The organism is Agrobacterium tumefaciens (genome assembly GCF_005221385.1).
In the GTDB taxonomy this organism is placed as follows: domain Bacteria; phylum Pseudomonadota; class Alphaproteobacteria; order Rhizobiales; family Rhizobiaceae; genus Agrobacterium; species Agrobacterium tomkonis.
Genome location: NZ_CP039905.1, coordinates 79700 through 106059, shown reverse-complemented (window position 1 = coordinate 106059; position 26360 = coordinate 79700). Strand labels below are relative to the sequence as shown.

Here is a 26360-nt window from a genome sequence, read left to right as displayed (position 1 = left end):
AGACTGACTCCTCATTTATGGGCTCCGGGTGCGTTAGTTCATGCGTGTTTGTCGTTCCATGGAACGCCAACATTGGAAACAACTATCTCGTCCCTCACCGTTTAGAGAGAACGGCGCGGACACGAGGTCCGCGCCTGAACTTCACTCGACCGGAGGCGAGGCTTTGCCGAGCTTAAGAGCAGGTTCCCGGCCCCACACCCGCAACTTCCCAAGTTCGGATACAAAAGCGGCAACCCCCCCTTCACCGGGAAGTGCGATCGTGCCTTCGTCGAGATCGTCGGTGATTCCAGCCTTGACGAGAAGCGGGAAAGCGCTCTCGTCGTAGCCGATGAACTTGCAGTGCTGGAATGCGTCCGCCACGAAGTCCCGTGCTGTCGCCTCCTTCACCAAATCCTCAACTGCGCCCGGAGCCGCGAGGACGGCGACGGCGTCGAACAGCACCGAGGGGCCACCGTCGATCATGTGCTGCGCCTCTATCCAGGTCCCATCGGACGCGGTCACGCCTCCGATCTTCGGCGCAATCAGCTCAACCAAAGCCTTCTCCTTCTCGATCACCATCATCAGCTTCTTGAGGAGCTTTGCATCGACGCCATCCGTTACAAGCACGCCGAGTTTGCGGCCCTCAAACCGCTTCGGTCCGCCTTGCACGATGCTAAGCGCGGGAGACGGCTCCAGATCCTGACGTGTGGGCATGGCAGCGTCGGCGGGCTTAGGCATTGTCTGGATTCCGAGCTTCTGGGCAACGGTGGTGGCGAGCGTCTCGTCGATGTTCAGCAGGTGCGAGATCATCCGTTCGCGGATAGCGACGGTCTCGACCTTGCTTAGCTCGAACGTGAGTGCCATCGCGATGTGCCGCTGCTCGGGCGGCGTCTGACTGAGGAAAAACTGGCGGGCCTGGCTATAGTGGTCGCCGAAGCTTTCCGGACGCAGCCGCACTTTCTGGCCGTTCTCCTCGGCCAGAAAGTGGCGGTATCCTCGGGACGGGGCCTGCCGGGGACCTTCCCCGAACGAGTTCGGCTGGTAGTTTACCCTGCCGACCGGGTTGCGCATCGCCATGTGCCCGTCCTGCTGGAAGTTGTGGAAGGGACACTTTGGTGCGTTGATGGGAAGGTGCGTGAAATTCGGTCCGCCAAGCCGCTTGAGCTGCGTGTCGAGGTAGGAAAAGTTTCTGCCCTGAAGAAGAGGGTCGTTGCTGAAGTCGATCCCCGGCGGAACGTTGTGCGTCATGAACGCGACCTGCTCGGTCTCCGCGAAGAAGTTGTCCGGCATGCGGTCGAGCACGAGACGGCCGATTGGTTTTACCGGCAACAACTCTTCCGGAATAATCTTCGTCGGATCGAGGACGTCGAAGTCCCAGTTGTCGGCAAACTCTTGATCAAAGAGCTGCACAGAGAGTTCCCATTCCGGAAAGTTGCCGGATTGGATCGCCTGCCAGAGATCGCGACGATGGAAGTCGGGGTCGGCGCCGTTGATCTTGACTGCCTCGTTCCACGCAACCGACTGGAGGCCGAGCTTTGGCTTCCAGTGGAACTTGACGAACGTGGACTCGTCTTTGTCATTGACGAAACGGAAGGTGTGTACACCGAACCCCTCCATGAAACGGAAGGATCGTGGGATGGTGCGGTCGGACATGATCCACATGACCATGTGCATGCTTTCCGGCGTAAGGCTGATGAAATCCCAGAAGTTGTCGTGGGCGGTCTGCGCCTGGGGGAAGGCCCGGTCCGGCTCCTGCTTTGCGGCATGTACTAAGTCCGGAAACTTGATTGCGTCCTGAATGAAGAAGACAGGGATGTTGTTGCCGACGAGATCCCAGTTGCCTTCCTGCGTATAGAACTTCACGGCGAAACCGCGGACATCGCGGGCGAGGTCGGCAGAACCTTTGTTGCCGGCGACAGTAGAAAAGCGGACAAAGACAGGCGTTTTCTCGCCTGCGCGCTGAAAGATGTCGGCGCGGGTGACGTCGGACAAGGATTCATAGGTTTCGAAGAAGCCGTGGGCGCCATAGCCACGTGCGTGAACCACGCGTTCCGGAATTCGCTCGTGGTCGAAGTGGAAGATTTTCTCGCGGAAATGGAAGTCGTCCATCAGCAGCGGACCGCGGGCGCCGATCCGAAGAGAGTTCTGGTCGTCGGCGATTGGTCCGCCTTGCGACGTGGTCAACACGTCGGCACCGTCCTCAGCGATCTGGTGGAGTTCGCCGCCCGCGCCTCGGTGAAGCTGCTGATCATGGATGGTGACAGTGTCCGTGGAAGAGGTCGAGCGGGTCGCCCGTTTTGTACGCTTTGCCATGGTTATCCCCTTTGGTGATGGCTGGATACAAAAAGGCCGCCCCTGTGGGACGGCCTTGAATAATGCACTGGGACCTCAGGAAGCATTGCTTTTGCCCTTGGCGTTCGCAGAGGCCTTTGTGAGCTGCGTGAGCTTCTCGTCTGTCGCTTTCTCCTCGGCGAGGTTCGCCTCCAGCAGGGGTACGGCGTCCTTCAGACCAAGCTGTTTGGCCCACTCGATCAACGTGCCGTAACGGGCGATCTCGTAGTGCTCGACTGCCTGGGCGGATGAGATGAGCCCTGCATCCAGAGCCGGAGACTCCTTGAACTCTTCGATGATCTCTTCGCCTTCGGCAATAATGCCCTGTATGGCTTCGCAGGTCTTGCCGCGCGCCGCCTTTCCGAGCAGTTCGAAGACCTCTTCCAAGCGTTCGATCTGGCCCTGGGTCTCGTCGCGGTGCTGCAGGAAGCTTGCCTTCCCTTCTTCCGAATTGGCGGCGCGGGCCATCTTCGGAAGGGCCTTCAGGATCTTTTTCTCTGCGAAGTAGATGTCTTTGAGAGTGTCGAGGAACAAGTCGTCGAGTGTCTTGGTGGCTGCCATTTCAATTCTCCCTTGTGGTTCAAGATCAGGTCTAAGAGTTTGGTTCAGTCAAGCAGGTCGGCGGGGACTTTTCCTCCGTTTTCCGACAGCTTCTTCATGAGAGCCTTGTGAAGAAACGTGTTCATTTTCGCGCTGCCATCGGCGTCGCCGGTGTAGCCTAGTTCCTGCGCCAACTCCTTGCGCTCCTCAAGGCTGGCGTCCATGCCGAGAGCCTTCATCAGGTCAACAATTGAGCGCCGCCAGTCGAGCTTTTGGCCAGACTTCTTCGCCGCTTCGTTGAGTATGGATTCGACGTCGATTGGAGCCCGAGAATTTGAGCCGGAAGAAACGCCTCCGTCTAATTGCGGCGCAGGGTTCGCAGTCTGTGCTGCGGGCGGGGCGGGCTGGCTTATAGCCGGGTTGGCCGCAGTCTCTGACAGTGCGGGTGGTTGAGTGGTAGGCGCGGCTGAAGATGACGGTGCCAAAGAGGCCGTGCTTGACGCTTGCGGGGCGGGCGCGGCATTTGCTTCGCCAAAAATTGCGTCCTTGATGCGGTCGAAGATGCTCATTCATTCCTCCTGCTATGAGCTGGTCAGGGCGCTCGATCCACTCGTAAGCTGCAGCACGCATATGTACCCGGCCGTCGCGAAAAGTTGATGTGCTGTCGCCCCGCCGATTAACGCAGCGAACAAATCGCAGTTCCTTGTGCCCCAGGCTTGGGAGCAAATATTCTTTCGCGTTGGTCGCCCAGCGCGAGGCGGCCCGGTTCGAAGGGCGAGGTGGGCAGCCGCGGTGCACGCTGCTTAGTGCGCGGTGGTCCGCTTGTTCTTTCACGGATTCTTTTTCCGGGATAAGCAACCTTTGTATCGGTGTGATGCCTAATAGAATGCGTGGATCCATGAGCAATTCGGGTCCCGCCGCGTTGGCGTCATTAAGTGGCCTTTCGAAGCAAGCTTGACTCTTCTGCGCTGAGAAAAAACACCGCGATAGCTTTTGTAGAGGACATTAGATCCTGCTCAACACAAGGTGAGGGAGGTCCGTGAAGGATGTCGCGTATCGAAAACCCTCGGGTGATCAACGGACTCAGGGACCACATCGGTAACCCGGAATGGAATGGTCGGGAAGGACCGCGGTTCTACCCTTTGGGGCTTTAATGCCAATCTGCGCTAATGGCCTGCAAACCAGTCCGCCGCGCCGCGCCATTTCCGCCTGAGCACTGAAGCGAACGCCGGTAGCCCGACCCCGCGCGAAGTTCTTCAGCGCTGCGTTAGAGATCCGCTCCCAGGTTTTTCCTCGGTCCCGGCCGGCGGGAACGCGGGGCAGCAGCCCGGGTTCTGCGCTCCAGGCCAGAAGTTGGTCCAAGGATGACGCTGTCGCGGAGGTGGTGCTCGATGAGATAAGCGTCCAGCATGGCACGGTGGGCAGGCAGGCCGATCTCGTGAACGAGCCCTTCCGGCATGCGCTGGTAGCGCAGCATCTGGTTGGAAGCGGGGAAGCTCCGACCAAGACCCCCAGCGCCGACTTCCAAAAACAGACCCATGGTGCGCCGCAGGTACAGCTGGGCGTGCATTAGCGCTGTCGAAACCAGTGCGCTGGGCGGCCAGCGCATCCAGGCACCGGACGGCCGGAGCACGTCTGCGGCAAACTCCTTCCAGAAGGCCGGGTCGGCGACGTCGGCGTCAAGAATATGATGCACGGCGATTGAATCCGGTGTCGTCGGCGGCTCGGGATTGACCACAGAGCTCCGCGCTCCTCGGTCACTCACCACTGGTCATCATCAGCCATAGTGACGTCCTGCCAGCCGATCTCGCAAACGTCGCTCAGACCATTGCCGCCGGTCTCCAGATCGATGACGCGAACTCTAGAGAGAGAATTGTCGGAAATCCTCGTCTATCCTCTAGTTATCCAATCATAACGCCAGATAGAGTTGCGGTTGTTCCCCGTCATCTTCCGACTGATCGTTGGTAAGCGAAGAGAGCGTGACGCCCAGCAGACGGATCGGACGCTTGAACGGATAGACGGTGGAAAGCAGGGCAGATGCGGCCTCCGTGATCTCGGCAACGCCCGTGGCCGGGAGAGTGCCTGTTCTGCTTCGTGTTGCCTGCGTGAAGTCCGAATATTTGATCTTAACGGTTACCATCTTGCCGCTGATCGACTTTGCCTGACAATGCGACCAGCCTTTTGCCGCTGAAGGTTCCATCCGGTGGTGGCGAGGGCTAGATCGTCGGTGTCGTCGACTAACGTATCCTCGGCACCGATTGGTTTTGTCACCCGGTCGGGCCGAACAGGGGGCTCATCGATGCCGCGCGCGATACCGTAAAAGTAGGGACCGGATTTACCGAAGTTCTCAGTCAGGAACTGCAGCGATTTTGATTTCAAGTCGGCTCCGGTTTTGATGCCGAGGCGGTGCATCTTCTCGGCGTTGGCCCACACCGCGAAATTTCTTGACCGCTAGTCCGTCGACGAAAGCTGGGCCGTTCTTCGGGCTGATGACGGTCTGGCCGTTCGGCTTGTTGAGATCCGACGCCATCTTGGCCAAAAACTTGTTGTACGGAATGCCGGCTGATGCATTGAGACCAGCGACTGACTTGATTTTTCGCACGGATCTCCAGCGTGATCTCGGTGGCGATCGGCATGTCCTTCAGATTTTCCGTTACTTCGAGATAGGCTTCATCGAGTGACAATGGCTGATCAGCGGCGTGTATTCGGCAAAGATATCGCGGATCTGTTGGGAAACAGCGCGATAGATCTCGAATGACCTGCCACTGAACTTTCATCCAGTGGCGATTAGAGCCCCGGCGGTTTTGAATACGCCAAGTGGCGCGGTGTGAGCAACCGGCGGAAACGCGAAGCTTTCATTTGCGCAGCGTTGGAGCCGGTTGCGGCGATGGACCCGGCATAGTCGGCCGGGGTCTGATATCCGAGCTATGAGTGCGGCCGGAAATTGTTGTAATCTTCGGCCCATTCAGCGATGGCGCTGCGGGCATGATCGAGGCCGAAGAACAGGCTTTCGTTGAGCAATTCGTCACGCATTCGCCCGTTGAAGCTCTCGACATAGCCGTTTTGCATGGGCTTTCTCGGCGCGATGTAATGCCACTCGACCTTGTGATCCTTCGACCAGGCAAGGATGGCATTCGAGGTGAGTTCGGTGCCGTTATCGGAGACAATCATTCCGGGCTTGCCGCGTCGTTCGATCAGCATCGTCAGCTCCCGTGCGACACGGCGGCCGGAGATTGAGGTGTCTGGAATTGCTGCCAGGCATTCACGCGTCACATCATCGACGATGTTGAGCACCCGAAACCTCCGTCCGCAGGCGAACTGGTCGTGGACGAAATCCAGCGATCAGCGGGCATTGGTCTTTGCTTCGACGAGGATCGGGGCACGCGTGCCAACAGCACGACGCCTGGCTTTGCGCTTGCGCACAGAAAGACCTTCCTCGCGATAGAGCAGGAGATGCGATTGACCCCGGACGGCTCTCCGTCCCGTCGAAGCAAGATGAACAGCCGACGATAGCCAAACCGGCGGCGCTCATTGGCCAGATCGCGCAGCTTCGCTCGCAACTCGATCTCAGGCGGCCGAGAGGATCGATAGCGGATCGTCTTTCTGTCTGCGGATGTAATCTGGCATGCCCGCCGTTCCGAAAGGCCCATAATGGCCTTCAGGTGCGCGACAGCGTCACGTTTGGCGGCAGGCCCTACCATTAATGGGATGGTCCGCCTCGTCCTCCTGCCGCATCATGAGGCGGCCAAACCGAAGGAGGTTGCAATGCCACAGCGCAATATGCCGCGCCCAGCGGCTGTCTACGGAATTGATATTGGCAAGAACATCTTTCACGTTGTCGGCCTCGGGAGCGATGGCGTGCCAGTGCAAAAGGTTCGTTTCCGACGCGACACGCTGCTACAGTTCTTCGAGCGCGCAGCCCCGGCGATCGTGGGGATGGAATCGTGCGCCGGATCTCAGTGGATTGCCAGGAAGATACAGGCGCTTGGACATAAGGTGCGCTTGATCCCCGCGCAGTTCGTGAAGCCCTACGTGAAGTCGAACAAGAGCGACATCATCGACGCGGAAGCGATCGCTGAAGCTGCCACACGTCCAACAATGCGATTTGCTGCACTCAAGAGCGAGGAACAAGCCGACCTTCAGGCTTTACACAGGGTCCGAGATCAGATGATCGGAACGAGAACGCGTCTGATCAATCAGATGAGAGCTTTCTGCCTCGAATACGGGATCGCATTGCGCCAAGGCGCGGGCCTATTCAAGGTCGATCTGCCGCAAGCTGTCGAAGATCAATCCAACGATCTCTCGTCGGCAATGCGTAAGCTGCTTGCAGACCTGTTTGCAGATCTGCGCCAATTGGAACAGCGCATTGGTGACGTCACACGCGAGATCGAGGCGATCGCCAGTCGCGAGGATGTCGCACGGCGGCTCATGACGATCCCTGGGATCGGAGCGTTGGGAGCCACCGCACTTCTTGCAGCGGTTGGCAACGGCCGACAATTCCAGAAAGCTCGCGATCTTGCAGCGTGGCTTGGCCTTGTGCCACGGGAATACTCGACCGGAGGAAAGCAGAAGCTTCTCGGCATCAGTAAGCGGGGAAACCGCTATGTGCGCAAGCTCCTTGTTCATGGAGCACGATCCTGCTTTCGGCACCTCGACCGAACACGAGATCGATTGGGGAACTGGCTGAATGGCCTTCAGGCACGAATGCACCCCAACAAAGCTGTCGTCGCACTTGCCGCTAAAATGGCCCGGATTGTCTGGGTCGTCCTGACCAAGCCTGGAGCGCTCTACGAACGCAGGGACCCTGCCTTCACCTGACGCTCCTGGCTCGATTGCAAGGCTCGAGAATAGTGATGACGAAACAGTGGATCAACATGCCGTAAGTCCTGTGCAAAAAAGCGGGCTTCGTGCCCGAACCATTTATTGGGAACGGCATGTGCGGATCTCATCATGGCCTGGCTGCAACCGCAGCCCACTCGCGAGAGGCCGGATACATTTATGCAACTGGAATCGTCATTTACGATGTCGCGTACCCTTGCACGGACGAGGCGGACCATACATTTTTTGAGAGAAGCTCGCGGAGTGCGGCTGTATCCAGCATCTGCTCGGCGAGCAGCTTCTTCAACTTGGCATTCTCGTCCTCAAGCGCCTTCAAACGTTTGGCCTCTGACACTTCCATGCCGCCATATTTGGCCTTCCAATTATAAAAGGTCGCCTCGGAAATCCCGTGCCTGCGGCAAAGATCAGCCGCTTTGGCTCCGGCCTCCTGCTCCTTCAAAACCGCAATGATCTGTTCTTCCGTAAATCGCTGCTTCTTCATAAGTCCGTCCTCAATAGGCCGGACTCTAATCCATTCCGGAGGAAATTCTCAGTGGCAGGTCAACGCGTGTTAACGCCGTGGGTCAATCAAAGCGGCGGCTGAATACCGGCGCTCGCGGAAGATACGGCTTCAATCGGGAAAGTTGTCGAGATTCTCCCCTACCCGCTCTCGCTTCGGCGATGAGAGCGAGACCTGAGCAAAAGCACAAGGTCCGCGTGGAGTGCCGATGTCACTTTGAGCGGATCAGACGAGTTCTAACATTGCGCTGTCATTTCCTTTGATATCTAACCTTCGAATGAAGAAGGTAACGGCAACAGAACTGGCATCAGACATTGGGAACATCGCGCGGACGATCACCTATCTCGCTCTCCCGGGAATGCGACCGACGGATCTCGTAGGCGCGGTCGGAAAGAAACATCCTTCTGTGGCATAGTAAAGTTAACGACCGAGAAGCAAAGGTGTGACGCCAACCTCTTCCACATCCCGCGCCACGACATCCCCTCCAACCATCATCGAAAACTGCGCACAGCGACGATGAACCCTATGGGCGAAGATCGCTCGGGCATGAACGGTTTTATGCGGCTGGCGTCACACCTTTGCTTCTCGGTCGTTAACTTTACGATGCCGGTATCCACTATCTGATGAAGGTTGAGTCGACGATGCTCCCTCAAATCTGATAAGTCTTACAGTCTGGATCAAACCCGCCGGAAGGTCATTGACAAGTTCGATACTGCCGCCGAAGCGCTCGATGATTTCCCTGGCGATGGCAAGACCGAGCCCCACGCCCGGGGTTGACTTGCGCCGCGCGAGGTCGACCCGGAAGAAGGGTTCGAAAACCCGCCCGATCAGTTCCTGCGGAATGCCAGGGCCTTCATCCCTGATCGTCACGACGATTTCGCTCTCGTCTCCGGTCAGATCGATATGCGCCTTCTTGCCATGGGTGACGGCGTTCAGGATGAGGTTGCGCAGGGCTCTTTTCAGCGCCAGCGGTGCCGCCTTGATGGTCATGGCGGCTTCCGGCTCGATGAAGTCGATCGCACCAGCATGACCAAGATCGGAAACATCGCTGACGATTTCGCTGAGAAGCGTGCCGATGTCGATCGTCTTGACGCTGTCCTGGCTGACCTCTTCCCGCACCAGAAGAATGGCGCTGTCGGCGATGGCGTCCAGCTCCTCGAGGTCCGCCAGCCATTTGGCCCGTTCCTCGTCGTTCTCGATGAATTCCGCCCTCAGCCGCATGCGGGTCATCGGGGTTCTGAGATCGTGGCCGGCGGCGGCGACGAGGCGCATGCGGCTTTCCATCGCCGCCTTCAGGCGGGTGGCGAGTTCGTTCAGCGCCCGCGCCGTGGCGCGGATTTCGCCCGGTCCGGTTTCCGGCAGGTGCGGCAGCGAACCGTCAGGCCCGATGCTGGCGGCGGCATTTTCCAGCATGTCGAGCGGGCGGGTGATCTTGCTGGCGGCAAAGATCGAAACGGCGGCACTGCCGAGGATGATCAGCCCGATCCACATGCCGAAAATCTTCCAGCCGCCCGGCGGCGGACCCATATGCGGAATTTCCGCGACCAGCCAGCCACCTTTTTCCAGCGCGATAGCCGCCACGGGGGCAGGATTTCCCGGTGAGCGGATGACCACCGCGGTGCGCGGCTCTCCGACGCGGGCCAGCGCCTTTTCCAGAAATTCCGAGAGCATGCCGTCGAGATCGCCTTGCGGCGGCCTCTGTTCTATCTGGAAATAGCCGGGCTGCTGCAGGGAAGGATCACGCTCGGCCATGGTCACGGCAAAGGCGAGGCTGCGGGCCAGCGGCTCGATGGTGGCGTCGGGCGGCGGCGGCTGCAATGTCCGGTCCGCCACAAAAGTCGCAAGCGCGATGACGGCGATGATGGAGACGATCATCAGCGCCGTGATGCGGTTTTTAAGCGAGCTCATCGCTGCACCGGCAGGGTTCTGACTTGAACCGTCATCTGGTAACCGCCATTGCGCACGGTCTTGAAGATCGGCGTGTGTGTGTCGGCGTCCAGCTTCTTGCGCAAGCGGCTCATCAGCACGTCGATGGAGCGGTCGAACGGGCCGCGATCCTTGCCCTGCGTGAGATCGAGAAGCTGATCGCGGGAAAGCAGCCGGCCGGGCCTGTCGAGAAAGACTTTCAGAAGATCGAACTCAGCTCCCGTCAAATCTATCTTTTCACCGCTGGCGCGGATGACGGAGCGCTGCTCGGGATCGGCGGTGAAATCCGCAAAACCATAGGCGGCGGATGAGGGGCGGGGGGCTTCCTGCGGTGTGGTGCGGCGGAGCACGGCCTTGATGCGCGCGGTCAGTTCGCGCGGATTGAAGGGTTTGCCGAGATAGTCGTCAGCGCCGATTTCCAGCCCGACGATCCGGTCGACATCTTCCTTCAGCGCAGTCAGGAGAATGACCGGCGTGCGCGGCCGGCGACCCTGCAGATCGCGGCAGATATCGAGGCCGGAGCCATCGGGCAGCATCACGTCGAGCACGATGAGATCGGGATCGGAGCTGGCGATCTTTTCCTCGAACTCACGCCTGTCGGCGGCCATCGACACGCGAAACCCCTGCGAGCCGAGATATTTCGCGAGCAATGTGCGTATTTCCGGATCGTCATCGACGATCAATATATGTGTCACCGAAACTGTCGTCATATCGTCCAACCTTTTGATGCCACTATACATAAGCGTTGAAAAGAAACGGCGGATTTTTGCAACGAAAGCTTTCCGGCGCCGTTCTGGCAACATTCGGTTACAAATAGGCGGTTTGCGGAAGCAGCCCGGAAACATTCGGACCAAAGCCGGAAACGCGATGCTCCTATCGTCCATTCATGTTGGAAAACGGAAGGAAGGTAAGATGAGAAACTCGCTACTGGCCGCCGCCATCGCGACAGCAACTATTGGCGTTTCCGCCGCCGCGCAGGCAGCGGAAGAGAATGCGCCCGCACCCCAGGCGACCGAACAGGCTGCGCCGCCGCACGCCAATCTCGATCTCGGCCCGGACATCGGCCCGGATCGGGGTCCGGATGAAAGGCCGCTGCCGCCGCATATGCGCAGAATGCCCGGCCCGGATGTTCTAGGGCTGGCGACGAAGCTTTCGGCGGCTGAAATCTATCTCGGCGTCACGCCGGAACAGCTCGGTCCATGGCGCGCCTATACCGCGGCGCTGATCGATCTCGTTTCCCCCGGTCCAGAGCGCAATCCGCCGCCGTCGGTGCCGGGTGAAGGCAAGGCCAGGCCCGAGCCGCGTCTTGCGGGAGAGGAGCTGGCAGGCATCATCGCGCAGAAGGCGGAAAAGGCCAAAGCCCTGCAGGACGCCATTGCGGCGCTGAAACCGAAGCTTTCGCCGCAGCAGGTGCTGAAGCTTGCCGAGCTTGAGCGTGCACTGATGCCGCCTCCGCCTCCCGGCCCGCGTCATGGCCCCGCAGACCGCGGCGGCTTTGCTCCCCCGCATGGCGATATGAGGCCGCCGGTTCCCGAGGCGGAACGGGGCTGAGGCAATTATTCGAAGTTTCCTCCTTTAATCTGCCCCCCAGTAAAGGAGGAAATCAGCCGGCGACGGCTGGAGCCGGGGGATCGCACGCCTGCGATCCCCCGCGTGATTTTCAAGCAGGAAGACGATGATGAGATACTTCTATCTGGTGCTGGCAACGGCTTTTGGTTTGAGCTTTGCCTGGTCGGTGGCCGTAGCAAAGGACAAGCCCGTGCAACAGCCGGCGGCCAAATCCCGGCAGGATGAACAGCGGCGTCAGCCCGCCTGTGCGAGGGATCAGCGCGGAAAGACGGATTCCAGACGTCTTCGCAGCACCTGCCGCAAGGCCGCGGTGCGAAAATCGGCCTCTGCCTATGAATGGATCGAAGCGGAGAGGGGTTTCATCCTCGTGAAACACGAGATGACGCCGGTTTCTTCCTTCGAGTGAACCGGCTGGATAGGACATCGATATGAAAACGGCACGCAAGGCAGGTGCATTGCTGGCGGTTGTCGCTCTCGCCGTGGGCGGCTACTGGCTGTCCTCGCAATATACGCGGGCCGCAACGCCCGGTTATATCACCTCGTCTGTGACGCGCGGCGATATCGAGCAAACGGTGCTGGCGACGGGAACGCTGAAGCCCGTTCGCCTTGTCGCCGTCGGCGCTCAGGCCTCGGGCCGCATCACCGCCGTCAAGGTGGCGCTCGGCGATACCGTCAAGGCAGGCGATCTGATCGCCGAAATCGATTCCGTTACCCAGACGAACAGTCTGCGCACGGCGCAGGCGGCCCTGGCGAATGTGAAGGCGCAGCGGGTTGAGAAGCAGGCGACGCTTATTCTCAACCGCCAGAGCCTTGCCCGTCAGCAGGAGATGGTGTCAAAAAACGCCGCCTCCCGCGCCGATTTCGAAAGCGCCACCGCAGCCCTTGCCGTCACCGAGGCGCAGATCGAAGCCATCGACGCCCAGATCGAGGAAGCGCAGGTGGCGGTGGAAACGGCCGAGGCCAATCTTGGCTATACCAAGATCACAGCCCCCATCGAAGGCACGGTTCTGTCGATCGTCAGCCAGGAAGGGCAGACCGTCAACGCCACGCAATCCGCGCCAACCATCGTCATCCTCGGCCAGCTCGACCGGATGACGGTGCGCACGGAAATTTCCGAGGCGGATGTAACGCGGGTCAAGCCGGACCTGCCGGTCTATTTCACGGTGCTCGGCGAGCCGCAGCAGCGGTATGACGCGACGCTCGCCTCGATAGAGCCGGCGCCGGAATCGGTGCGCAGCGATTCCAGCTTCAGTTCCTCGACCTCTTCATCCTCCAGCTCATCCTCTTCCACCACGTCGTCCTCCGAGGCGATCTATTACAATGGCGTGTTCGAAGTGCCGAACCCGGAAGGCAAGCTGCGTACCTATATGACGGCGGAGGTCCATATCGTTCTCGGGGAAGCGAAGGATGTGCTGACCGTCTCTTCGGCAGCCCTTGGCAGCATGGACAGCGACGGCAGCTATGCCGTGCGCGTGGCCGGTGCCGATGGCAGGGTTTCCGAGCGCAAGGTCGAAATCGGGTTGAACAACAAGGTCACGGCGGAAGTGCGTTCGGGCCTTGTCGAAAACGAGCGGGTGGTGACCGGCGAACGTTCCACCGACACCACCGCAAACGCCATGCCGGGGCCGGGCGGCCCGCCAATGGGGCTTTGAAACCATGGCTGAACCTCTGATTTCGCTTAAATCCGTGCGGCGGGATTATCCCTCCGGCGAAGGCACGATCAGCGTGCTGAAGCACATCGACCTCACCATCGAGGCCGGTGAGATGGTGGCGATCGTCGGCGCGTCCGGGTCGGGCAAGTCGACGCTGATGAATATTCTCGGCTGTCTCGACCGCCCGACATCGGGTAGCTACAGCATCAGGGGCCGGGAAACGGGCAATCTCGATGCCGACGCGCTTTCGGCGCTGCGGCGTGAAAATCTCGGCTTCATCTTCCAGCGCTACCATCTGCTGGCCGAGTTGACGGCGCTCGGCAATGTCGAAATTCCGGCGATCTATGCCGGTAAGACACAGGGCGACCGCAGGCACAATGCCGCAAGGCTGCTTGGCCGCCTCGGCATGGCGGAACGCCTCGATCACCGTCCCGGCCAGCTTTCCGGCGGCCAGCAGCAGCGCGTTTCCATCGCCCGCGCCCTGATGAACGACGCCGAGATCATTCTTGCCGACGAGCCGACCGGCGCGCTCGACAGCACCAGCGGTGACGAGGTGCTGCGCATCCTCGGCGAGCTGCATGCCGAAGGCCGCACCGTCATCATCGTTACCCATGATATGTCGATTGCCAGACGCGCCGGGCGGATCATCGAAATCAGCGACGGCACGATCATTTCCGACCGCAGGACGGATGCAACGCCCGTACCGCAGGACGATGCCAAACCCGTTGCCGTTTCCGGCGGGTCTTCCGGTCTCGCGGGTCTCGTTTCGTCCCTGCGCGAAGCCTTGCGCATGGCGATTCTGTCGATGCGGGCGCACAAGCTGCGCACCTTTCTCACCATGCTCGGCATCATCATCGGCATCGCCTCGGTCATCAGCGTCGTGGCGCTGGGGCAGGGGTCGCAGCAGCGGGTGCTGCAGAACATATCGAGCCTCGGCACCAACACGCTGGAAATCTTCGCCGGCAAGGATTTCGGCGACATAAGGTCGGGCAAGATCACCACGCTCGTCGTTTCCGATGCCGAAGCGCTTGCCAGGCAATCCTATGTTGCGGCGGTGACGCCGACGGTCTCGACCTCCAGCACGGTGCGTTTCGGCGCGAAGGAGGCGAATGCGCTGGTGAACGGCGTCAGCGAGCGCTATTTCGTCGCCAAGGGCACCAAGCTGTCGCAAGGCCGCTTTTTCGATGGCGGAAGCGTGGCGCAGAAGGCGCAGGAAGTGGTGATCGACGAAAATACCCGCAAATCGCTGTTTGCGGATTTCGACGGCAGCCCTGTCGGCCAGGTCATTCTCATCGGCAAGGTGCCGGCCCGCATCGTCGGCGTCACGCAGGCGCAGCAGGGCGGTTTCGGCTCAAGCCAGAACCTGTCGCTTTACCTGCCCTATACCGCCGTCCAGTCGCGCTTTCGCGGCAGCCTGTCGCTGCGCAGCATCACGGTGCAGGTGGCCGACGATGTCGATGCCTCAATCGCCGAACAGGCGGTGACGACGCTTCTGACCCAGCGGCACGGCACACGGGATTTCTACATTCTCAATACCGACGATATCCGCCAGACCATCACCAGCACCACGCAGACGCTGACCCTTCTGATTGCGGCCATTGCGGTGATTTCGCTGCTGGTCGGCGGCATCGGGGTGATGAACATCATGCTCGTTTCTGTGTCTGAACGCGTATCGGAAATCGGCGTGCGCATGGCGGTCGGCGCACGGCGCACCGATATTCTGCGGCAGTTCCTTATCGAGGCGGTGCTTGTCTGCATCATCGGCGGTACGCTGGGCGTGCTGGGCAGCCTCGGCTTCGGCGCGCTTTTCTCCGCCTTCAGCAGCAATTTCGCCATGGTCTATTCCACGACGTCGATCGTCGCCGCCTTCGTCTGCTCGACGCTGATCGGCGTTGTCTTCGGTTATCTGCCGGCGCGCAATGCGTCGAAACTCGATCCCGTCGCGGCGCTCTCGAGTGTATGAAGAATAAAATCATTGGGATCACGTTCAAAGCACTGAAAGGAGTGTAAAAGCCTTGTTCGAGGCACGCCGCAAGTTCGAACATCCAATCCCCGCTCTCGACATGGTCGCGCCACAACCGAACAACTGGCCGCTCTCAAAAGCTCACCGACGAGGGGAACACACCCCCACGGCGAAAAAATAGAAGACCGCCCTCTCTAGAAAGTCTCACATCGTGCTGGCCAGATCGGTGGCAATGCTACGGTGATGGAAATGGGCATCGTAAAGTTAACTTCAGCGAAGCAAACGCGTGACGCCCGCCACGTGCACTGCTCATGCGCGAGCGATCTTCGCCCATAGTTTCATTGCCGCTGTGCGCAGTTTTCGATGATGGTTGGAGGGGGTGTCGTAGCGCGGGATGTGGAAGAGGTTGGCAATCGGATCATGGATCGAGACGAAGCGTTGCAATGCCGCTTTGACTTGAAGCGCTTCATGATCCGCTCTCGCCGTCGGACTGGTTGGTGGGAGTTCTCCGCCCGATTGTTCAGCCCTTTATGGGAGCAGTGCTCGACGCCGGGCGTGATTTCCTGTTTTGCTGCGCTGTAGGAGCGAAGCTTGTCGGTGATCACTACGCATGGCGATCGTCCCAGACCTTTCAAAAGCATGCGCATCAGGCGGTTGGCCGATTTGGCGTTGGCGCGGCTTTGCACCAGAACCTCCAGGACAAAACCGTCCTGATCCACGGCGCGCCATAGCCAATGCTTCTTGCCCCCGATCGAGATAACGACCACATCGAGGTGCCACTTGTCACCGAGCCGGCCGGATGACCGAGGACGGATCTCGTTGGCAAAGGTCCTGCCAAATTTCTCCGCCCATACCCGCACGGTCTGATGCGAGACAATGATGCCACGGGGCCGGCAGCATGTCTTCAACCATCCGCAGGCTGAGAGGGAAGCGGAACTAGAGCCACACCGCGAGGGCAATGATTTCAGCGGGAAAGCGGTGGCGACGGTAGAGCGGATCACGGGTGGTCATGCCCCTTCATCGCCTATCAAACTCCAAGTTCAGTTAACCTTACGATGCCAGTTCTGTCTCATGGGCGCAGATGTCAAACATACTATGAACGTTTGGCTGGTGTGCACCGTCATACGGCTCTCCACATATCCCTGTTTATTTATTTTGATTCAAGTAAGCACTGAGCGTGGCATTGGTCAGTCAACCTTTTGTTACGTTCGTCGTTGTAAGGGCGCGAACGTGAGCGAAGCTGGATTGTTCCGGTAGCTCACTGGTTCTTCACCAAGGCCTAGTTGTAAGTGTATGTCTGCACGAGCCCCAGTGTGTTTTTTGAGAGTAGCCTGAGCCAGATAGCCAGCAGCGGCGGGACATTTGCTTTACCTCGGCTCATTGCCTCCACGACTGACAGATCGCATTGGAGGACTTCTGCCAAGTCTGGAAGTGACCACTGGAGATTGCACAGGCAACGGCGAAACTCTTCGGGGGCCATGGTCTTGCCACTTTACTTCGCTTCAAGCAAAGGAACCCACCATTCTCGGCGGGTTCCCTCACGATGCACTACCATACGTTGGAGCGCGGTCTTCTGGTCCCGCGCACGCTCATAGTGTGGCACTGCGGTTAATGATGGGTTAACGGCCAAAAAGAAATCCGCCGGAGCAGGTCTCATGCAAAGACACCATCAGACAAGGCCGCTTGAACCACCAGGCCAAAGCGGCGTCACGACACGAAAGTGTTGAATCTGTCCGACTTTTGAGAACGTATGGTGATCACGCTGCGAGGATGGATGTTTCGCGCCGTAGCGGCCTGAGATCGAGGCTTTCCGTCGAGGTCCAAATGTAATCGCCACTGAGCCTGATGTGTCGCCACCCGAGCGGGGTGATCTGTTTGACTAGGTCGGGCGATACCCTCCCGGTTGAGTTGGGCGAAGGCCGGTTGGAGATAGAGAGTGTTCCAGTAGACGATGGCATTGAACAGCAGGTTCAGCCCGGACGCCCGGTAGAACTGACTCTCGAAGGTCCTGTCTCGCAGTTCTCCGAGCCGGTTGAAGAACAGCGCACGGGCCAAGGTGTTCTGGGATTCGCTCTTGTTGACTGTGATTAGGCATGGAATAAGGGCTCTAACTCACTTTTGATGAAATCAAGTGCTGGCTGATGTTGGTTTCATGCAAGGAATCAATACCATGGGCCATTCGCTCAGATCGTCGACGCTCGTCCCTCGCGGCTTTATAGTCGACAATACAGCCATTGATGACGACGTCATGTTGATCGCAGTCCGGCCGACGAGCAAAGCAAGCTTTTGCCCAATCTGTGGAACAAGGTCGGAACGAATCCACAGTCGATATCAACGACGCCTGGCTGACCTGCCCTTGGTGGGAAAGCCCGTTCGGCTTGTCATTGAAGCGCGCCGGTTCCACTGCGATGCACTGCTATGCGGTCGGCGAATCTTCGCCGAGCGCTTCGACGGAGACATTCTCGCGCCTTCGGCGCGGCGAACCGCCAGGCTTGACCACATCGTCCATCATCTCGGACTTGCACTGGGTGGCAGGCCAGCGGCCACCTTTGCCAAAAGGCTGATGTTGCCGGTCAGCAACGATACGCTGCTGCGCGTCGTGCGGCGACGCGGCAGTCCGCGCTTTGTCCCACCCACCGTGATCGGTATCGACGACAGGGCGTGGCGACGAAATCAACGCTATGGGACCATCATCTGCGATCTGGAACGGCGCAAAACCATTGCTCTCCTGCCGGATCGGGAGCCGTCGACGGCCCAGGCCTGGCTCTCGGACCAACCTCAGATCAGCATCGTCGCTCGCGACCGCGGCGGCGGTTACGCGACGGCTGCAGCCAAGGCGTTGCCACACGCCACCCAGGTCGCTGACCGCTGGCACTTAATGGAGAACGCCAGCCGGGCATTCCTCGATGCGGTGCGCAAATCGATGCGCCAGATCCGAACTGCGATCGGAGCGGCCACGATCAACCCCGAACTGCTGACGGCCGCCGAGAGGATCCAGTACGAGGGATATCTTCGCCGGGAAGACACCAACGCCGCAATTCTCGACATGGCCAAGTCCGGAGCAACAATCAAGGAGATCGTGCGCCGGACCGGATACAGTCGCGGCCTTGTCCGACGCGTACTGCGTGGTCAACGTTCGGATGTCTTCCGCGTCCGTGAGAACTCGCTTGAACTCTACCTGCCCTGGCTTGACGCTCAATGGACGGCCGGAAACCGGAATGGAACGGAGCTATGGCGGCAACTCAAGAGCCAAGGGTTCCGCGGCTGTCTTCGAGTTGTCACCGAGTGGGCCACACGCCGTCGAAAAGCAGAGAAGGTCGATGCGGGCGCGTTGAGCCGAGCGCCTTCGGCCAGGACCATTGCGCGTCTCATGACCATCGGCCGCGACGACCTTTCCAAATCTGAGACCGTGACGGTTGCGGCGATTGAGGGTGGCGTGCCGCTGCTGGTTGAGGCCCGGGAAGTCATCGCCGCCTTCCAGGCCATGATCCGCAAGAAATCTCTCGCTGATCTCGATACATGGTTGGAACGCGCTCGATCGGGCTTGGTCGCCTCCTTCGCCAACGGTGTCGTTAGAGACCGAGCAGCCGTCAGCGCAGCGATCTCTTCACCATGGTCCAACGGCCAGACGGAGGGGCAGATCACCACGCTCAAACTTGTGAAACGCCAGATGTACGGCCGCGGAAAAATTGATCTCCTCCAAGCCCGCGTCATCGGCGCGGGATAAAATCCATCACCACCAAAACTGCGTCAGAGCCGAATAAGGACCCTGCACATGGGGTGATCGGCGTCCAAACGGGGTCTGACGCGATTTCGATGACATCAGGGGGCTCCGACGATACGCGCCTCGAGCAGATCGAGCTTTCCGCGTCCATACATTTGCCGCTTGATGAGTTTGAGCTTGGTGATCTGGCCTTCTGTCTGGCCGTTCGACCACTGCGAGGTTATCGCACTGGCGAACAGCGTCGCGCTTAAATTCTTCGGTGAAATTCGTTTTGCTCATGATGCTCTTCCTGCCTCAAAATTAGGAAAGAAGGCGTCTACAAATCTAGGGGCTATTCAAGCGTCTCCTCAACTAAACGGGAAAGTCGAACGGTCACACCGTACCGATGATCAAGAGTTCTATCAGCTTTTGTCCTATACAGATGACATCGACCTCATTCAAAAACTCAGCGAGTGGGAGAGGTTCTACAATCTTGCAAGGCCGCATGGCGCTTTCAATGGAAAGGCACCTTACGAAATCCTCCGAGAACGCTTATAATCCAGATAAGGATGTCTCATCGCCCTTCAGAAGATTACACCAGCAGTGCCTGTCTTTCCGTCGTGGTTTTGGAAGAACCAGGTATCCGTGCTTTTCGTGGTCCGGTTATCAGCTCTGCCGAACGGGATCCGACGAACAAACAGGAACGCGGCTCTGTGCCTAACGCATGGTTTGCCCGCGATGAGACGAAAATCGCCGATATTCTGCGCTATCAGAGGTGGCTCGGTTTGTCTGAACAGTTTCGGGCTTTTTGTTAAGTGGATTTCCGCCTCGATTATGCTGCCACCATCATTGGTGCCAGCGCGTTGAAGTAGGCCTGATCCGGCGTCTGCCGGTCAAGGGATGAATGTGGGCGTCGGCTATTGTAAAAGGTCAGATAGCGGCCGATGCCAGCGCGGGCCTCGGACACTGTTTTATAGGCATGGAGGTAGACTTCCTCGTATTTGATCGAACGCCAGAGCCGCTCGACGAACACGTTGTCCCGCCACGCACCCTTGCCATCCATTGAGATGGCGATTTCCGCCTTCTTCAGCACCGCCGTGAAGTCCACCGAGGTGAACTGCGATCCCTGGTCCGTATTGAATATGTCGGGTCTGCCATAACGGGCCAGCGCTTCCTCGACTGCTTCGATGCAGAAGGCTGCCTCCATCGTGATCGACAGCCGCCACGACAGAACCCTCCGACTGAACCAGTCCACAACGGCGCAGAGATAGACGAATCCGCGAGCCATCGGAACATAGGTCAGGTCCATCGCCCAGACCTGGTTGGGCCTTGTAACCGCCAGCTTGCGCAGGAGGTAGGGATAGATTTTGTGCCCAGGTGCCGGTTTCGACGTGTTCGGGCGACGGTAGATCGCCTCGATGCCCATCTTCTTCATCAGCGTGGCGACGTGCCGCCGCCCAGCCTCCAGCCCTTCTCCCCTCAGTAGCCCTTGCAACATCCGACTTCCGGCAAAGGGGTAGTCAATATGCAGTTCGTCGATCCGGCGCATCAGAGCCAGATCGCCCTCAGACACCGGACGAGGCAGATAATAGACACTGCCACGGCTGAAGCCGAGAAGCTTCGCTTGGCGCACGACGGATAGCTTATGCTGGCGGTCGATCATTTCTTTCCGCCCAGCAATCCCGCCTTGCCGAGCGCACCGGATAAAAAATCGTTCTCCAGTGTCAGTTCGCCGATCTTGGCGTGCAGTGTTTTGACATCGACGGTTGGACCCGCCGGTTCCGCCTTCGCTTCATCACCGAAAACGCCTGTCGCCCCCTCAAGGAGCTGGTCTTTCCACTGTTTGATCTGGTTGGCGTGCACGTCAAACTGCTGGGACAACTCCACCAGCGTCTGTTCGCCTCGAATAGCGGCAAGCGCCACCTTTGCCTTGAAAGCCGGGCTGTGGTTCCGGCGCGGTCGTCTCGTCATGGTATCTCCTGTTCACGGCATCTAAGCCGAAGTCAGGCAGAAATTCCACTTATCCCCGCTGTTCAAATTTCCCGAGCCAGCTCTATCCACGTGCCAAAATGAAAATGCTCCGGAAGGTTCGCAACGGGATCACGATCGATGATCTCTATGGTTTCCTGACTACCGATGCCAATCGCCTCGTGTAGCTTTCCGGGCGCTCCACCGCTTCAGTTGCTACCTCCTCTTATTCGGCCGTTCGCCTGCGCCACTGTCCAGACCCTTGCATGGTCACTCGTATGCCCGACGCGCCGCCATGCTTGTTGAGCACCTTGCCTCCGATGCTGGAACCAAAAGAACATAAAAGGGTTAATCAGGCGGATCAATCTACGCAGATCCGAGCTAGGGAGAAAACCATGAAAAACACTATTCTCACAGCCGCCTTCATTTGTGTCTCGGCCCTTACAGCACATGCCCAGGGTGCGCCCGCGGCCAACAGCGACGGAAACACGCCGGCAATTGCGACCCCCGACACGAAAAACCCGACGGCCCCGGTCGAGGGCGCCAACAGTTTTACTGAGGACCAGGCAAAGGATCGGATCCAAAAAGCGGGTTATACGGGGTTGAAGGATCTCAAGAAAGACGACAGGGGCGTTTGGAATGCCACCGGCATGAAGGACGGCAAAACTGTTTCGATCGCTCTCGATTATCAGGGCAATGTTGTTGCCAAGTAACCCCTAGGAGGATGTTATGAGAACTGTTACCGGACTTTTTGACGATTACGCAGACGCAAGTTCCACCGTCAGTGAACTCGAAGCTCTGGGCGTACCATCCAGCGATATCAGTATCGTTTCCAATAACGCCGATCGGCGGCACGAAGAGTCGAATGCCGCAGAAGGGGCCGGAACTGGCGCGGGGATCGGTGCGGTCGTCGGCGGCGCGGGCGGCCTGCTCACCGGCCTTGGCTTGATGGCCATTCCGGGCGTCGGTCCGGTCGTTGCAGCCGGCTGGCTTGCTGCGACTGCAGCCGGCGCGGCAGCCGGTGCGGTTGCAGGTGGGGCCGCTGGTGGGATTATTGGCGCACTGACGAGCTCCGGCGTCCCGGAACGAGATGCCCACTTCTACGCCGAAGGCGTCCGCCGGGGTGGCACCCTCGTCACCGCAAAAGTGGATGACGCCTTGGCGCCGGAGGCTGAAGCCATTCTCAAACGCTCGAATTGGGTCGATCCGACAGAACGTCGCGCCGCCTACGAAAAGCAAGGATGGACGCATTTCGACGAAACGCTCTCGCCCTACGAGGCCAACCAGATCGAGCAGGAACGGCTTCGCTATCGCCGCAATGGTATGTGAGAGTTTCAGGAGGGGCGCCACGGTGGCGCCCCTTCAGTGACGCCCGATACCGCCTTTGATAAAGATCTCGTTTGTAAGACAATTGCCGCGATTAATTTAACGGTCTGCGACATAGATTTCATTCCACCCGCTCAAATTAGTATGCAGAATTCGTAAGCGGGACAACCAGCCGGCCGTAAGAGCCCCTCGCCCCTTCGTCAGCCGTTTGAAGCCTGAAATCTATCGGCATGCAAAACCTTGCAACTCCGCGCGGGCCCCGTTTCCGCACCGTCCGCCACGCAGGGAATATCGCAAACCAAGTTTTAACCATTGCCGTCAATTATAATATGGCGCGGCTTGTATAGCGTCCGCGCGTTTCAGTCGGAGACACTCGCATTTTCCGAAAGATTTTACTTTTCCTGATCGTCACCTTGTCTACAATATTCGCGGCCATGCTGATCGCAGTGATTGCAGCAGAGACAAATTGGATCGCGAGTTGGGACAGCAAAATAACGCTCGCCCCTGGCACAGCTTATAAGCTCTAACTGCGATCGCGACATTGCCGTCTCGCGAGGGTCGAATGCAGATGCTCGACTCAATCCTCACCCTGATTGTCATTTTTATCCCGTCTACGCGTTCTTCAAATGGGTTCATCATGACGCGCCGAATGCGGGTACATCCTCAAAACCGCACCAGGCCAGCCGCGGCCTAAAACGCCACTAATTTTCGCGCTGCCGCTCTCCTGTCGATAATGAAAAATTTCCCCGCGCCTGCATTTAAGATTCCCAGAGCTCCGGTCAACCCGGGCATGGTGCAGGACTGCCGTCATTGCCGGATGATCCAAGTTGGGTGACAATCTTACGGCGTCCCGACCTCGCCGAACGAAGTGAACGACATGAGCGGAAGGTAGCTTGCTCTTAGGGACGCCACCTGCATGGTGCCGCTATCGGACATCCGTTCTCTCTCTCTCTCTCTCTCTCTCTCTCTCTCACCCCGTTCATTAGCGCGTTTATCAGAAGAAGCGGCAGCCAGTCTCCATCCATTGACCTCATGGAACCTCATTGCCGACCAATCGTTTTGTTCTCGCGAGGGGGCCACGTCGCCATGTTTTCTCGGGGCCCAGGAAAACAAGGAGAAAAATCATGGTGAGCGGCCAACTGAAAGCATTGCTGGGTGTACTTGCGGTAGCAGGCTATCAGAACAGGGAGAAAATCGCGGATTTTCTGCGGGGGTTGAACACGCAGCAGACCTCCGGAGCTAACCGGGATGAAGAAGCGTCCTCCAACCAGACAAGCGGTGGCGACCTGCCCGGCAAGCTCGGTGGCGGCAGGGAGTCGGGAGGCATCGGATCTATTTTTGACGGGCTCACCTCAGGAGGAACTTTAAGCGGTGGTCTGAGCGACCTTCTCAAGACGTTCCAACAAAACGGCTTCGGGCAGAAGGCGGAGTCCTGGATCAAGCCGGGGGCAAATGACGACATCAACGCCGACGAACTCTCGGAGGCGATCGGGCCGGAGGTTCTCGATGAATTGGCCGCGAAGACACGTCTGTCGCGGGAAGAGATATTGGCGCGTCTTAGCAAGGATCTACCGCAAGCTGTCGATGAACTGACGCCAGATGGGACCATTCCATCCGAGCAGCAGGTTTCGAAGCTCTGATATATATCTTTGCCGGATAGCGCTGACACGCTGTGGGGTGCTTGATCTGTGAGAAAATGCTCGCCGCGAGAGGTCGGCATATAAAATGTCGCAGACGTTTTTTACTCTCTGGAGCAACAGGAAAATGGAGGCGGCAGGCCTCATTTCCGCTGATCAGGAAACACCGGTCCCAAAACGCGCAGGTTCTCATCGCGACCGTAGACCCTTCGCGGTTTACTCTTTCCTGCAACCACTCGCTGCCTTAATTCAACTTAGGGAGACCTGATGGAGTCACATAGTCAACCGATATACATAGCGTTCTCACGAACAGAAGCAAAAATTTTACACCAAGCCTTGAATGAAGTTTGCAATGGTCTTTCTCTGCCAGAGTTCGAAACTCGAATGGGAGCGAATCGCGATGAAGTCGAAAATCTCCTTACTAGGTTGACCGAAATACTTGATGCCCCATGACCGCAATTGGCGCAAAGCAGTCACTACAACTGAGGAAGCTAAAGCCAAAGAGGGAGAACAACACCCGCCCCCTCCCTACCCTTGCAACCCGGCCCAGCCGGTCCGGTCGGGGGCTGATTGTCGGAGCCAGTGTCGCATTTCTAACGGGCCAGAGGCGTCGCATCTCTAATCGGCTTTGACATTGATTGATTGTAGCTGGAATTCCCTTTCATGGAAATTACGCGCTTCCAAGCCCTCGGGATCTCCTGCAAAAATGCCCAGGGCCTCCGCCGTTACGAAAAACCCGCGGGCGGGCAGCCTTTGCTGCAATCTGCTGACACAAAGCGCTGCAAGCAACGGTCGACCGGCCAGGGCATCCTCCGCCATGAGAACTTCGAGCGCCTGCGCTACGCGATGAATGGCTTGCGGCGGCGTCAAGCCAAGTCGATCGGCGAGTTCCCTGTAAGTGACCGGCTCGCCGGTCCGGGCCTGCTCGATGAGAACCACTCGCAAGCGGTCCTTTAGCATCCCTCCGTCTTCGCTGTGCATCATCTATACAGCCGCCTGCCACGCCGCGACACGGACGAATTCCGGATCATCGGCATGGTCCAACAGCATGCGCGCCACACGATCCTGCCAGTGCTTCGCGAATCGGGCCTGCTCTTGCCGTCCGCCGATCCCGCTGCGACCTTCGGGAAGAGCATCCTCATCGCCGCATCCCGCTGCACCCGTGGAGCTTTCCGCCGGAACCCAGGGCAATCGATATCCGAACGGCCATGGAACGCGCCGTTTCATGTCGTCAAAAGAGTCGTCCGGATGGCAGCGGTCGTAATCCTCCCGCACGAGCGGTTCCAGACGGGCGCGTTCGGCATCGTCCCAGGTGTGGGCAGGTTCCTGGTAATTACGCGGCATTTTGCTCACTCCTTCTCATTCGTAACGCCCTCATTCGTAACGCCCGTTTGCGCGCAAGCGGCGCACGAAGCCTTAGATGCGAAGGCCCAGTGGTCGCCTAGCCCCTATTGTCAGGCTCAATCAACCTCGCTGTCATGTGCACGTCGCCAGATAAAGACCCACCCCTAAATCTCAGCGCGCCTCCCGGAGCGGAGCGTACGTAGGCTATCGATCAATTCCGCCGCGAAACCCTGAGCGCGATCCCGTTCCAACTCGTCGGTCGCGGTCTCGCCAAGGTCGAGATAACAATCGGTTAGAAGCTCGCAGAGCGATAGGATCTGTTCAGTTGCCGCATCGGGCACCGCTTCAAGAAGCGGTGCAGATGCAAATGGGGTTCCGGCAAGCGATTCAGCACGCAGCCGGGCTTGTTCGGCCAAGGTCTGCAATTTACCGATCTTCTGCTCACCAGCAACCTTGGCGAGGTGTCGGAACTGCTCGGCAAGCCGCGTTTCCAGCGCCCGCAAATTGGTGCTCGCAGCGTCGGTCGTCCTGCGACGCTCACGATGAAAGGCACGCCTGCGTTCGCTCCTGAGCTTTGCGACGTGGCCCAATTCTTCTCGCGCCATGCGCTCGGCAGCATTGCGGATCGCGTCGGATTTCGCGTGCGCGGCGACATAAGTCCAGAACGCAAAGGCACGTTCTTCATTTCGCACCGCCATGGAAAAAGCGCGGTAGGCGCTGAGCATGTCAGGTGCGACCATGCTGGCCCCCTCGTCGTCAAAAACGTCTTCGGGAGGATGTATCATCGCCTCACGCGGCTGACCGGACGCCTCTTGCCAATCATCCACCTTTGCGAGATGACCCTCTTCCTCTACAATTAGTTTTTCGAACACTACGGCGAGATCGGGACGATCCATGCTTCTCATGCGCGCCGCTAGCGCGACATAGCCATCGATGGATTCTTGCTCCATAGAGCGGGCTAGTGCCAACAGTTCATTCATCGATGCGACCTCCCAAGGATCGCTTTCCGTTGTCGGCATGTTTATCTCCTTCGTCGTGCAATCGTTGTCGCATAGACCGTGTTTTGCAACAATTTGTTTTGGAG

19 protein-coding genes and 8 pseudogenes are annotated in these 26360 nt (G+C 58.7%); 12 read left to right on the top strand and 15 right to left on the bottom strand.

The window, feature by feature from the left end; genetic code table 11:
- Positions 1-141 precede the first annotated feature (141 nt).
- The 6 genes and pseudogenes from catE to CFBP6623_RS25610 all read right to left on the bottom strand — a co-directional run.
- On the bottom strand, positions 142-2292 hold the full coding sequence (gene catE / locus CFBP6623_RS25635) for a catalase C (protein WP_072492890.1): 2151 nt from the start codon (positions 2290-2292) through the stop codon (positions 142-144).
- 75 nt (positions 2293-2367) lie between these two features.
- Positions 2368-2871, bottom strand: coding sequence for a ferritin-like domain-containing protein (locus CFBP6623_RS25630; protein WP_072492889.1), 504 nt, complete (start codon positions 2869-2871; stop codon positions 2368-2370).
- A gap of 44 nt (positions 2872-2915) precedes the next feature.
- Positions 2916-3419, bottom strand: a complete 504-nt coding sequence (locus CFBP6623_RS25625) for a DUF3597 domain-containing protein (protein ID WP_072492888.1) — start codon at positions 3417-3419, stop codon at positions 2916-2918.
- Positions 3420-4117: 698 nt separating this feature from the next.
- Positions 4118-4588, bottom strand: coding sequence for a hypothetical protein (locus CFBP6623_RS25620; protein WP_232370480.1), 471 nt, complete (start codon positions 4586-4588; stop codon positions 4118-4120).
- A gap of 171 nt (positions 4589-4759) precedes the next feature.
- Positions 4760-5605: pseudogene (dinB, locus tag CFBP6623_RS25615) on the bottom strand (DNA polymerase IV); the annotation flags it as partial.
- Between the two features lie 18 nt (positions 5606-5623).
- Positions 5624-6551, bottom strand: a pseudogene (locus CFBP6623_RS25610) (IS3 family transposase); the annotation flags it as partial.
- A gap of 64 nt (positions 6552-6615) precedes the next feature.
- Here CFBP6623_RS25610 and CFBP6623_RS25605 point away from each other — a divergent pair.
- A complete protein-coding gene (locus tag CFBP6623_RS25605) occupies positions 6616-7668 on the top strand; it encodes an IS110 family transposase (protein WP_080843372.1) in 1053 nt (350 codons plus the stop codon).
- A 238-nt stretch (positions 7669-7906) separates the two neighbouring features.
- Here CFBP6623_RS25605 and CFBP6623_RS25600 read toward each other — a convergent pair.
- A pseudogene (locus CFBP6623_RS25600) lies at positions 7907-8170 on the bottom strand (transposase); the annotation flags it as partial.
- A gap of 462 nt (positions 8171-8632) precedes the next feature.
- Here CFBP6623_RS25600 and CFBP6623_RS27150 point away from each other — a divergent pair.
- Positions 8633-8738: pseudogene (locus tag CFBP6623_RS27150) on the top strand (IS6 family transposase); the annotation flags it as partial.
- Positions 8739-8758: 20 nt separating this feature from the next.
- Here CFBP6623_RS27150 and CFBP6623_RS25590 read toward each other — a convergent pair.
- The gene (locus CFBP6623_RS25590) at positions 8759-10096 is read right to left on the bottom strand and encodes an ATP-binding protein (RefSeq protein ID WP_052114349.1); all 1338 of its coding nucleotides are present in this window, start codon (positions 10094-10096) and stop codon (positions 8759-8761) included.
- Positions 10093-10824 carry a response regulator gene (locus CFBP6623_RS25585; RefSeq protein ID WP_200883221.1) on the bottom strand — a complete coding sequence of 244 codons (732 nt, stop codon included), beginning with the start codon at positions 10822-10824 and terminating at the stop codon, positions 10093-10095. Before CFBP6623_RS25585 ends, CFBP6623_RS25590 begins: the two co-directional genes overlap by 4 nt.
- A gap of 202 nt (positions 10825-11026) precedes the next feature.
- Between CFBP6623_RS25585 and CFBP6623_RS25580 the strand changes: the two genes are divergently transcribed.
- The 4 genes from CFBP6623_RS25580 to CFBP6623_RS25565 all read left to right on the top strand — a co-directional run bounded on the left by CFBP6623_RS25580 (position 11027) and on the right by CFBP6623_RS25565 (position 15298).
- The gene (locus CFBP6623_RS25580; protein ID WP_037094614.1) at positions 11027-11665 is read left to right on the top strand and encodes a hypothetical protein; all 639 of its coding nucleotides are present in this window, start codon (positions 11027-11029) and stop codon (positions 11663-11665) included.
- A 127-nt stretch (positions 11666-11792) separates the two neighbouring features.
- Positions 11793-12089 (top strand): hypothetical protein, encoded by a 297-nt coding sequence (locus tag CFBP6623_RS25575; protein WP_037094617.1) that lies wholly within the window; start codon positions 11793-11795, stop codon positions 12087-12089.
- Positions 12090-12111: 22 nt separating this feature from the next.
- The gene (locus CFBP6623_RS25570) at positions 12112-13335 is read left to right on the top strand and encodes an efflux RND transporter periplasmic adaptor subunit (RefSeq protein ID WP_080843309.1); all 1224 of its coding nucleotides are present in this window, start codon (positions 12112-12114) and stop codon (positions 13333-13335) included.
- Between the two features lie 4 nt (positions 13336-13339).
- The gene (locus tag CFBP6623_RS25565) at positions 13340-15298 is read left to right on the top strand and encodes a MacB family efflux pump subunit (RefSeq protein ID WP_080843308.1); all 1959 of its coding nucleotides are present in this window, start codon (positions 13340-13342) and stop codon (positions 15296-15298) included.
- Positions 15299-15607: 309 nt separating this feature from the next.
- On the opposite strand, the pseudogene CFBP6623_RS25560 reads toward CFBP6623_RS25565, so the two are convergent.
- A pseudogene (locus tag CFBP6623_RS25560) lies at positions 15608-16309 on the bottom strand (IS6 family transposase).
- A 746-nt stretch (positions 16310-17055) separates the two neighbouring features.
- Positions 17056-17380: pseudogene (locus CFBP6623_RS25550) on the bottom strand (Tn3 family transposase); the annotation flags it as partial.
- A gap of 88 nt (positions 17381-17468) precedes the next feature.
- Between CFBP6623_RS25550 and CFBP6623_RS25545 the strand changes: the two are divergent.
- From CFBP6623_RS25545 to CFBP6623_RS27145, 3 genes and pseudogenes are all read left to right on the top strand, one after another.
- The gene (locus CFBP6623_RS25545; protein WP_137002617.1) at positions 17469-19025 is read left to right on the top strand and encodes an ISL3 family transposase; all 1557 of its coding nucleotides are present in this window, start codon (positions 17469-17471) and stop codon (positions 19023-19025) included.
- A 333-nt stretch (positions 19026-19358) separates the two neighbouring features.
- Positions 19359-19559 (top strand): annotated as a pseudogene (locus tag CFBP6623_RS25535) (integrase core domain-containing protein); the annotation flags it as partial.
- A gap of 101 nt (positions 19560-19660) precedes the next feature.
- Positions 19661-19750 (top strand): annotated as a pseudogene (locus CFBP6623_RS27145) (SOS response-associated peptidase); the annotation flags it as partial.
- A gap of 83 nt (positions 19751-19833) precedes the next feature.
- Here the strand turns inward: CFBP6623_RS27145 and CFBP6623_RS25520 are convergent.
- A protein-coding gene (locus CFBP6623_RS25520; protein ID WP_113731869.1) for an IS3 family transposase occupies positions 19834-20972 on the bottom strand; the annotation gives its coding sequence in 2 pieces (ribosomal slippage) (positions 19834-20714 and positions 20714-20972; 1140 coding nt in all).
- Between the two features lie 392 nt (positions 20973-21364).
- Here CFBP6623_RS25520 and CFBP6623_RS25510 point away from each other — a divergent pair.
- The 3 genes from CFBP6623_RS25510 to CFBP6623_RS25500 all read left to right on the top strand — a co-directional run bounded on the left by CFBP6623_RS25510 (position 21365) and on the right by CFBP6623_RS25500 (position 23935).
- Positions 21365-21682 (top strand): hypothetical protein, encoded by a 318-nt coding sequence (locus tag CFBP6623_RS25510; RefSeq protein ID WP_080843306.1) that lies wholly within the window; start codon positions 21365-21367, stop codon positions 21680-21682.
- A gap of 16 nt (positions 21683-21698) precedes the next feature.
- Complete coding sequence (locus tag CFBP6623_RS25505; protein WP_080843305.1) at positions 21699-22298, top strand: general stress protein; 600 nt, start codon at positions 21699-21701, stop codon at positions 22296-22298.
- Positions 22299-23419: 1121 nt separating this feature from the next.
- A complete protein-coding gene (locus tag CFBP6623_RS25500) occupies positions 23420-23935 on the top strand; it encodes a YidB family protein (protein WP_052114369.1) in 516 nt (171 codons plus the stop codon).
- A 615-nt stretch (positions 23936-24550) separates the two neighbouring features.
- Here CFBP6623_RS25500 and CFBP6623_RS25495 read toward each other — a convergent pair.
- From CFBP6623_RS25495 to CFBP6623_RS25485, 3 genes are all read right to left on the bottom strand, one after another.
- Positions 24551-24916: a hypothetical protein gene (locus CFBP6623_RS25495; protein ID WP_200883220.1), complete on the bottom strand. Its 366-nt coding sequence runs from the start codon at positions 24914-24916 to the stop codon at positions 24551-24553.
- Positions 24917-25276, bottom strand: a complete 360-nt coding sequence (locus CFBP6623_RS25490; RefSeq protein WP_037094324.1) for a hypothetical protein — start codon at positions 25274-25276, stop codon at positions 24917-24919.
- A gap of 164 nt (positions 25277-25440) precedes the next feature.
- Positions 25441-26295 carry a ferritin-like domain-containing protein gene (locus tag CFBP6623_RS25485; RefSeq protein ID WP_037094322.1) on the bottom strand — a complete coding sequence of 285 codons (855 nt, stop codon included), beginning with the start codon at positions 26293-26295 and terminating at the stop codon, positions 25441-25443.
- Positions 26296-26360: the final 65 nt, after the last annotated feature.